Source organism: Aldersonia kunmingensis, from assembly GCF_001646865.1.
Lineage (GTDB): Bacteria > Actinomycetota > Actinomycetes > Mycobacteriales > Mycobacteriaceae > Aldersonia > Aldersonia kunmingensis.
The window spans coordinates 1-7370 of record NZ_LRRB01000235.1 but is presented as its reverse complement, the minus strand read 5'-3'; the positions used below and the strand labels follow the sequence as shown (position 1 = coordinate 7370).

General features: G+C 65.7%; 10 protein-coding genes and 1 riboswitch. Of the genes, 4 read left to right on the top strand and 6 right to left on the bottom strand.

Features of this window, described 5'->3' with window-relative positions; translation table 11 throughout:
* Positions 1-504 (top strand): SRPBCC family protein (locus tag A8G08_RS18555; RefSeq protein WP_342669670.1); only part of this gene is annotated, 504 nt, incomplete at its 5' end.
* On the opposite strand, the gene A8G08_RS18550 is transcribed toward A8G08_RS18555, so the two are convergent.
* Positions 501-1721, bottom strand: coding sequence for a winged helix-turn-helix domain-containing protein (locus A8G08_RS18550; RefSeq protein ID WP_068277428.1), 1221 nt, complete (start codon positions 1719-1721; stop codon positions 501-503). The genes A8G08_RS18555 and A8G08_RS18550 overlap by 4 nt on opposite strands.
* Before the next feature lie 54 nt (positions 1722-1775).
* Between A8G08_RS18550 and A8G08_RS18545 the strand changes: the two genes are divergently transcribed.
* Positions 1776-2171 carry a tautomerase family protein gene (locus tag A8G08_RS18545; RefSeq protein ID WP_068277425.1) on the top strand — a complete coding sequence of 132 codons (396 nt, stop codon included), beginning with the start codon at positions 1776-1778 and terminating at the stop codon, positions 2169-2171.
* A 294-nt stretch (positions 2172-2465) separates the two neighbouring features.
* Here the strand turns inward: A8G08_RS18545 and A8G08_RS18535 are convergent, their stop codons facing one another.
* The 5 genes from A8G08_RS18535 to dapB form a co-directional block, all read right to left on the bottom strand.
* Positions 2466-2780 carry a DMT family transporter gene (locus A8G08_RS18535; RefSeq protein ID WP_068277411.1) on the bottom strand — a complete coding sequence of 105 codons (315 nt, stop codon included), beginning with the start codon at positions 2778-2780 and terminating at the stop codon, positions 2466-2468.
* A gap of 9 nt (positions 2781-2789) precedes the next feature.
* Positions 2790-2853, bottom strand: a riboswitch (guanidine-III (ykkC-III) riboswitch).
* A 161-nt stretch (positions 2854-3014) separates the two neighbouring features.
* Positions 3015-3488 carry a flavodoxin family protein gene (locus tag A8G08_RS18530; protein ID WP_157108649.1) on the bottom strand — a complete coding sequence of 158 codons (474 nt, stop codon included), beginning with the start codon at positions 3486-3488 and terminating at the stop codon, positions 3015-3017.
* Positions 3489-3621: 133 nt separating this feature from the next.
* Positions 3622-5055: a WS/DGAT/MGAT family O-acyltransferase gene (locus A8G08_RS18525; RefSeq protein WP_068277409.1), complete on the bottom strand. Its 1434-nt coding sequence runs from the start codon at positions 5053-5055 to the stop codon at positions 3622-3624.
* Between the two features lie 48 nt (positions 5056-5103).
* Positions 5104-5568, bottom strand: coding sequence for a CvpA family protein (locus tag A8G08_RS18520; RefSeq protein WP_068277403.1), 465 nt, complete (start codon positions 5566-5568; stop codon positions 5104-5106).
* Positions 5565-6320: a 4-hydroxy-tetrahydrodipicolinate reductase gene (dapB, locus tag A8G08_RS18515; protein WP_068277400.1), complete on the bottom strand. Its 756-nt coding sequence runs from the start codon at positions 6318-6320 to the stop codon at positions 5565-5567. The genes A8G08_RS18520 and dapB overlap by 4 nt, the downstream gene beginning before the upstream one ends.
* A gap of 105 nt (positions 6321-6425) precedes the next feature.
* Here dapB and A8G08_RS18510 point away from each other — a divergent pair, with 105 nt between their 5' ends.
* Entirely contained in the window at positions 6426-7025 is a 600-nt protein-coding gene (locus A8G08_RS18510) for a sulfite oxidase-like oxidoreductase (protein WP_068277397.1), read from the top strand.
* Positions 6995-7370: FAD-binding oxidoreductase (locus tag A8G08_RS18505; RefSeq protein WP_245672893.1), on the top strand; the 376-nt coding region annotated here is incomplete at its 3' end. The genes A8G08_RS18510 and A8G08_RS18505, both read left to right, overlap by 31 nt.

The following is a 7370-nucleotide window of genomic DNA, read 5'->3' as shown; positions in this document are numbered from 1 at the left end:
AGAGCCGCTAGGCAACCGCGCGGACAACTCGTAAGCCAGGTCGTTGATCAGCAGAGTTTGGGGGTTCGCGTGTCGGCCAAGGGAAGCAAGGAATTCGAGATCGCCGCCGATCCGGCAACCGTCATGGCCGCGATCGCCGCCGTGGAGGAGCTCCCCAAGTGGGCCGGGCCGTACAAGAAGGCCACCATCGAGGAGGCGTACGAAGACGGGCGGCCGAAGCTGCTGCGTGCCGAGGTCAGCTTGGTCGGCATCACAGACGCTCAGCTCGTGGAGTACGCCTGGGACGGCGATCGCAAGGCCAGCTGGCGAATGGTGGAGAGCACCGCGCAGCGGGTGCAGATCGGCAGCTACACCCTGTCCGCGTCCGACAAGGGCACGAAGGTGCTTTTCGAACTGGAGCTGGAACCGAAGATCAAGATGCCCGGTTTCCTGCTCAAGCGCGCGCTCGGATCGGCGCTCGACACCGGTTCCAAGGAACTGAAGAAGTTCGTCGAGAACCGCTAGCCCGCCGCGACAGCGCTGGCCAGGTCGGTGGCTAGGTCACCGCGCTCCCCCACGACCAGGTCGTCGAGCTCGAGCCAATCGGCCATCTCGCGCAGTGCACCGGCAAGCGCGTCGACAACCTCGGGTCCGCGTCCGGGTTCGGCGAATGCACCCGGCACCGACAGCCGGCCGGCGGCGCGGTCTGCCCGCAGGTCCACACGGCCGACCAACTCGCCGTCGAGCAGGAACGGAAAGACGTAATAGCCGTGCACCCGCTTGGCTTCCGGGGTGTAGATCTCGATCCGGTAGTGGAAGTCGAAGAGCCGCTCGGTGCGGGCCCGGAAGAACACCACCGGGTCGAACGGGCACAGCAGGGCGGCACCCTCGAGCTTGCGCGGTGTGCGCGAACCCGTTGCCAGGTACGCCGGTTGCTCCCAGCCGCGCACCGAAATCTGTTCGAGCGCACCGGCTTCGATGAGATCCGCGATCGCCGGTGCGGTCTGGCCCCCGGCGAGCCGGTAGTAATCGCGCAGGTCCGCCTCGGTTGCGACACCGAGAGAGACGGCAGCTTTGCGGACGAGTTCGCGAACGGCGTCGGGTTCGGCGATCTCACGGGCAAAAACGTCCGGCGGGAGCACGCGATCGGCCCGGTCGTAGTGACGGGTGAACCCGACGCGGGTGTGCACCGATAGCTCTCCCGCGGCGAAGAGCTGCTCGCAGATCACCTTTGTATCGCTGTGGCTCCACCACGAACCGTTGCGGCGCGGCCGTTCGATTTCGAGGTGCCGCTCGACATCACCGGCACTGCAGGCGCCCGCCTCGGTGATCACATCCAGAATGTCGCGCCCGAGTGTGGGGTTGCGCTCCACGACCCGGCGCATGCCGGCCCACCGGCCATGTTCGTACCGGCGCATTCGCCAGCGCATCAACGGCCAGTCCTCGACCGGGATGAGCGCAGCCTCATGCGCCCAGTACTCGACCAGCCGACGTGGCTTGCGGGACGTGTCGGTCCAGGCGGCTTCGTCGAGAAGCGTGCGGTCATATTTCCCGATCCGCGCGAACACCGGCGCGTAATGGGCCCTGACCACCGCCGACACCGAATCGATCTGCAGCAACTGCGTGCGGTCGAGCACCTTCATCACCCGGGCACGATTGGGCGCCGCGACCGTCCGGGTGGATCCGAATCCCTGGGCCGCAAGGGCGGTTCGACGCGCCGCAGCCAGACTCATTTCCCGCACCCGTTCGAGCCTGCCATGCGGGTCCGACAGCGTGGGGGTGCAAGGATTGCCACCATGCCGAGTTCACTCATCGAGGTCCGTCGTGAGTACACCGTCGCCGAAGAGGTAGCGATCATCGACGCCGTCCACGACGCGCTCGTGGCTGCGTTCAAGATTCCGCTCGGCGACAAGCACATTCGGCTCGTGTCGCACGCCCCGCACCGGTTCGCCACCGCGCCTGGGCTCGAGCAGCCCGAGCTGTACACGTTGGTGACGATCGACTGCTTCGCCGGCCGATCGCTGCAGGCGAAGCGAGATCTCTACGCCGGGATCGTCGGCCGCCTTTCCGACCTCGGAGTTCCGCCCAATCACGTCACCATCGTGGTCCGCGGTATCGAGACCGAGAACTGGGGCATTCGTGGCGGGCAGGCGGCGTGTGACGTCGATCTTGGGTTCGACGTGAAGGTCTGAGACCTACGCGAGCAGGAAGTCGGCGCAGCGTTCGCCGATCATGATCGCGGGCGCGTTGGTGTTCGCGCGCGGAATGCGTGGCAGCACCGAGGCATCTGGTGCAAGTTCCTGGGTAACCGCGGATGCGATTGGCTCGGTGCCGATGATTTCGCGCGAACAGTCGAAAGCCCGAACAAACGCCTCAACACCGTTGCTTGTGAGCTTTCCACTCCGACGAATAGCCCACTGCAGCAACCATTTCGGATTGCAGCGCAGAAAGCCTACCGACCGGGGTGGATGTTCCTCGGAGATTCGTCAATGGACAAGCTTGAGCCCGGCCACGCCGGCGACGATCATCACCAGGAACATCGCCTTGAGCGCCGACACCGCCTCTTCGCCGGTAGCCATCGCGTACACCACGGTGAGCACCGCACCGATCCCCACCCAGACCGCGTACGCGGTCCCGATCGGCAGATCGCGCATGGCGTAGGCCAACCCCGCCATGCTGGCGATGATCGCGACCGCAAACACGACGCTCGGCGAAAGTTTGGTGAAGCCTTCGGACTTGCCCATCGCGGTTGCCCACACCGCCTCGAGGACACCAGCGCCCACGAGGATTAGCCACGACATGACGTTCTCCCTGGGCCGTCTTGTCGCACACCGGGTACGGCACCCCTCGTCCGGAAGCTTGTTAAGGCTCTGTTACGAACTTCTCACAGGTACATGCGGGCGGCAACGTCAGATCGGTCACCCCACTCCCCAAGGACGCCCGCTAAACACTCGCGGCGCGTATCGACGGAATCCCGTTCGTGAACCGCATGAGTGGTTACCAAGCGTCGCCGAGTCCATCGGGACGATCTGCGACTAGTCGCCCATCAACCCGGCGGCGACCGTGGCACCCAACTCCCAGCACGCCTGCAACTCGTCCTTGCTTGGCTTGCCCTGCACGATCACCGTCTCCGCGGCCTGCACCCACCCCAACCCCGTGGTGATGGCGGATACCCCGCGTTCGGCACCCTCGGTGCCCTGATTGCCATGCAGGTAGAGCCCGTACGGGCGGCCCTTCGTGGAGTCCAGGCACGGGTAGTAGCAAACATCGAACGCGTGCTTGAGCGCACCGCTCATGTACCCGAGATTCGCTGGAGAGCCGAGCAGATAGCCGTCCGCTTCGAGCATGTCGGTTGGCGACACGGTGAGCGCCGGCCGCCGCACGACCTCCACGCCCTCGATCTCCGGGTCGGTTGCTCCGGCGATCACTGCCTCGAACATCTCCTGGCAGTGCGGAGACGGCGTGTGATGAACGATCAGCAATCTGGCCGACAGTTTGGGTCTCCTCATGTCGTGCTGGGCGCGGACATCCTTCCAACCATGGCCGTCCAAAAGGACCCAGACGGTGTTCTGCGCAGGATGCTATATGCACCGGCGCGCCTCGAACATCTGCCGTTACGGCGAGCGGCCGACTGCCGCGCGCTCAACCCGTCGCTGCACGTAGCTCTTGAAACGCCGCCTCCATGCAGTCGGCGTACGTCGCCGGGTCCGGCAGCGCGTTGCGATCCGCAGTCACGCCGATTGAGAACGTTCCGTTATAGCTCGTCACCACGTGGAAGAGGTTCAGGCCGCCGACCAGCGGCCCCAAACCAGTGGCACGCACGAGTCGGGCACCGTGGAAGTACATCGGCTCATCCGGACCCCGCACGTTGCTCACGGTCGTATTGGCGATTGTGGGGCCGGAGAACGGAAGCACGCTCGCAGCCTTCACCGTCGCCCCGAGCAATACGGTTGGCACGGTTCCCACCAGATCGAGCAACTCGGTAGTTTCCGACTTGTCGGAGGTTGCGCGAAACGCGGCGGTCTCTGCCGCGATACTGGCGAGCCGGTCGAGCGGATCCTCGGTGGTCGTTCCGAGCTGCTGAAGTCTCCCGAACAACATGTTCCCGCCACTGCCCTTATCGGCGGCGCCGCGCAACGAGATTAGGCACGCTGCGACGAGCGACTGGTCGGGGAGATCGCCGCAACGATGCAAGTATTCGCGGAGGGCGCCACCGACGCAGGCGAGCGCCACATCGTTGACCGTCGACCCGGGCACTCTCGCCTTGATCCGCTTGATATCGGCGAGATCGTGGAAAAGGGCCTCGAACACGCGTTGCGGGGAAACCGATTCGTTGAATTGTGTCGATGGCGGCAACGCGGGCCCACTCCCGGCGAGCGTGGACGCGACACCGCCGGCCAGCTTGGGTGAGAGGCCCGCCAGTCGACGTGCTGCCTTGAGAGCCATCGGTGCCAGCACCCTGCTTGCCCGGATCGGATACAGCGCACCATTGATCGCCGTCCGCGAGAGCAGACTTGCGGTCGACGGTAGCGGGTCGGGCCGCCAAGGACTCTCCGGTGGATCGGGGCGCGGGCTGTCAGAAGCCAAATCGTGCATGGCGAACATCAGCTCGACGCTCTCCATGCCATCGACGGCGCAATGATGTAGCTTCAGCGAAATCGCGAACGCGCCATTCGGAACTCCCGGGATGGAATTGAGTCCCTCGATAAGCGTTATCTCCCACGGTGGACGGCGAAGGTCGATCTGCCGTTCATGAATCCGCGCGACCTCGATGCAGAGCCGGTGCCAATCGCCGGGCTGAGGCAGCGCGATGTGACGGACGTGGTAATCGAGGTCGAAGTCTGGGTCATCCACCCAGTACCGCTTGTGCAGACCCCCAGGCAACTCGGTCAACCGCCGCCGGAAGGTGGGTGCGAGATGCAGCCGAGCTTCGAGCTCAGAGCGGATGCCGGCGAAGGTTACCTTGCCCCCGGGAGCGGTTGACGGGTCATAGATGAGCAGCATCTGAATCTGCATCGGGGTTTCCGGCCGTTCGGCGCGAAGCATCATGTCGTCTGTCCAACTCAGCTGCTGCACGTACGACCTCCCGTCCGAGGGGGCATACCCGGCAATCGGCGCACCGAATCACTGTCGTTCGAGCTTTTCCAGATGCACTGCGCGGCGCATGGTCTCGCGCGCGCGGCCGCGGTCGCCGGCGTAGTCATACGCGCGGGCGAGTCGGTAGGAGTTGCGCCAGTTGTCCGGGTCGGCCTCCCACTCGCCCTTCACCTGTTCGAACAGCTCATCCGCCGCACCACGCTCGATCCGACCGGACGGCATCCGGGGCAGCTCGGACACGTCGAGTACCAGCCCCTCCTCCTCGATCCGGCGCGACAGGTGCTGATGAGCGAGCCCGGCACGCAGCGTCGCGTAGACGACCCACACACCGATCAGCGGCAGAATCAGCACGGCGATACCGAGCACGATGGATACGACGCGGCCGTCCTGAATCAGCTGGACGCCGGCCCGCCCGATCAACGCGAAGTAAAAGACGAGCGCGACGACGAACCCCGCGATGAACGCGACGGTGGTGGCGAGCTGGCGATTCACAGATCCAGCAGCGGGTCGAGCCCGACGGTCAGGCCAGGCCGGGACGCGATCTGGCGAACTCCGAGCAGCACGCCGGGCGCGAATGACGAACGGTCGATGGAGTCGTGCCGGATCGTCAGGGTCTCGCCCTGGGTGCCGAGCAGAATCTCCTGGTGGGCGACCAGTCCGGCCAGCCGGATCGAGTGCACGCGCACCCCATCGACCTCGGCGCCGCGCGAACCCTCGAGCTCCGTGGTCGTCGCGTCCGGGCTGCGGCCGACACCGGCCTTCGCGCGCGCCTCGGCGATCAGAGCCGCGGTGCGGTACGCAGTGCCGGACGGGGCGTCGGCCTTGTTCGGGTGATGCAGCTCGATCACCTCGACCGAGTCGAAGAACCGCGCCGCCTGCTCGGCGAACCGCATCGACAGCACGGCGCCGATTGCGAAGTTCGGTGCGATCAGCACACCGGTGCCGGGGCTCGCGTCGAGCCACTCGCGCACCTGCGCCAAGCGCGCGTCGTCGAAGCCGGTGGTTCCGACGACGGCGTGAATGCCGTTGCGCACCAAGAAGTCCAGGTTGTTCATCACCACGTCGGGATGGGTGAAGTCGACGACGACCTCGGCCTTGTTCTCGACGAAGGTCTCGATCGGGTCGCCCTGATCGACCGTTGCGACCAGTTCCAGATCGCCGGCCGCCTGGACTGCCGCGCAGATCGCGGCGCCGACCTTGCCGTTCGCGCCGAGCACTCCGACCCGGATAGGCGTCGTGGTCACGTCTCCTCCAACTGTCTCGATTTCTCCTCCCGAAGCCTACTGATCGGCCGCGACGCACCGACCGCCGCCGCGGGGTACTGTCCGTGCAGACCTCCAGGAGTGCCAATGAGCATCATCTCGCGCGGTTTTCACGGACGAGCCAGGACCGAGGATTCAGACCTCCCTCCCGGCCAACACCTCACCACCGACTTTCCGGTGCTTTCCGCTGGCCCGACACCCCGAATCCACTTGGACTCATGGCGTTTCGGAGTCACCACCGAGGACGGCAATTCACGCTCGTGGGACTGGCTCGGGTTTCGCCGGCTGCCCGCCGAGGAGATCCATGTCGACCTGCATTGCGTCACCAAATGGTCGAAGCTCAGCACCACCTGGCGGGGTGTGTCGGTGGACACGCTGCTCGAGCATGTCGAGACGTCGGCGGAGTTCGCGCTGGTCTCGTCGTATGGCGGGTACACCACCAACCTGCCACTCGAGGACCTCACCGATGGCAAGGCCTGGATCGCCTTCGAATACGACGGCGCCGAGTTGCACCCCGAGCACGGCGGTCCGGCGCGGCTGCTGGTCCCCCATCTCTATCTGTGGAAGTCCGCGAAATGGGTGCGCGGGATCGAGCTGCGCGACGACGATGAACCGGGATTCTGGGAACAGCTCGGCTATCACAACTACGGAGATCCATGGCGCGAGCAGCGGTATTGGGCCGACTGACCTGGCAGGTCGCGACGGTGTCGGCGGTGCGCAGCGAGTCCGGGACCGCTCGCACCATCACCCTCGACGTGCCGGACTGGTCGGGGCATCTTGCGGGCCAGCACGTCGACATCCGTCTCACCGCCGAGGACGGCTACAGCGCGCAGCGCTCGTACTCGATCGCGTCTGCCTGGTCCCCCGCCGAACGGCCACAACTCGAACTCACCGTCGACCGGATTCCCGATGGTGAGGTGTCGCCGTATCTGACCGAGGTAGTGGAAGTCGGTGACCAGTTCGAGTTGCGGGGCCCGCTCGGCGGCTGGTTCGTCTGGCGGCCCGAAGATCCTCGTCCCGTGCTGCTCGTCG